We start from the raw sequence: 559 nt of genomic DNA, 5'->3' as shown, positions 1-559 counted from the left end.
ATGAAGGTTCGGTTCGGACGATCGCCGCCGGCGATGTGCATTTCGGCGCGGTCGCTTCGGCCAGGGCATAGGGCCGTTCATGAACGGTTCTAACTGTTTGTTTTTGCGCAACTCCGGTGGGAAAACCGTTACACACTTTTCCCGGAATTGCTTTTGAGCTTGGCCTGAGGGCCAGGAAGGGAAAAATCATGGCGAAAGCGGAAAACGCCGAACTCGTCTTCGTGCCGCTCGGCGGCGTCGGCGAGATCGGCATGAACTTCGCTCTTTACGGCTACGGGCCGCCCAGCGCGCGCGAATGGATCGTCATCGATGTCGGAGTGACCTTCCCCGATGCCAGCCTGCCGGGCGTCGACCTGGTGCTGCCCGACACACGCTTCATCGAGGAGAACCTCGCCAATCTGCGCGGCATCATCATCACGCATGCGCATGAAGACCATTACGGCGCGCTGCTCGACACATGGCCGAAGCTGAAGGCGCCGGTCTGGATGACGCCGTTCAGCGCCGGCCTGCTGGAAGCCAAGCGGCAAGGCGAGCAGGGCGCACCGAAAATACCTGTCTC

At 61.2% G+C, this 559-nt stretch carries 1 protein-coding gene and 1 pseudogene; one reads left to right on the top strand and one right to left on the bottom strand.

Annotated elements, in window-relative coordinates; genetic code table 11:
• A pseudogene (locus EN879_RS39615) lies at window positions 1-190 on the bottom strand (hypothetical protein); the annotation flags it as partial.
• Here EN879_RS39615 and EN879_RS38240 point away from each other — a divergent pair.
• Window positions 189-559: MBL fold metallo-hydrolase (locus EN879_RS38240; protein ID WP_127274825.1), on the top strand; the 371-nt coding region annotated here is incomplete at its 3' end. The pseudogene EN879_RS39615 and the gene EN879_RS38240 overlap by 2 nt on opposite strands.

The sequence above is a fragment of the Mesorhizobium sp. M7A.F.Ca.AU.002.02.1.1 genome (assembly GCF_003998535.1).
Lineage (GTDB): Bacteria > Pseudomonadota > Alphaproteobacteria > Rhizobiales > Rhizobiaceae > Mesorhizobium > Mesorhizobium ciceri.
This window is presented reverse-complemented; position numbering and strand designations above follow the sequence as displayed.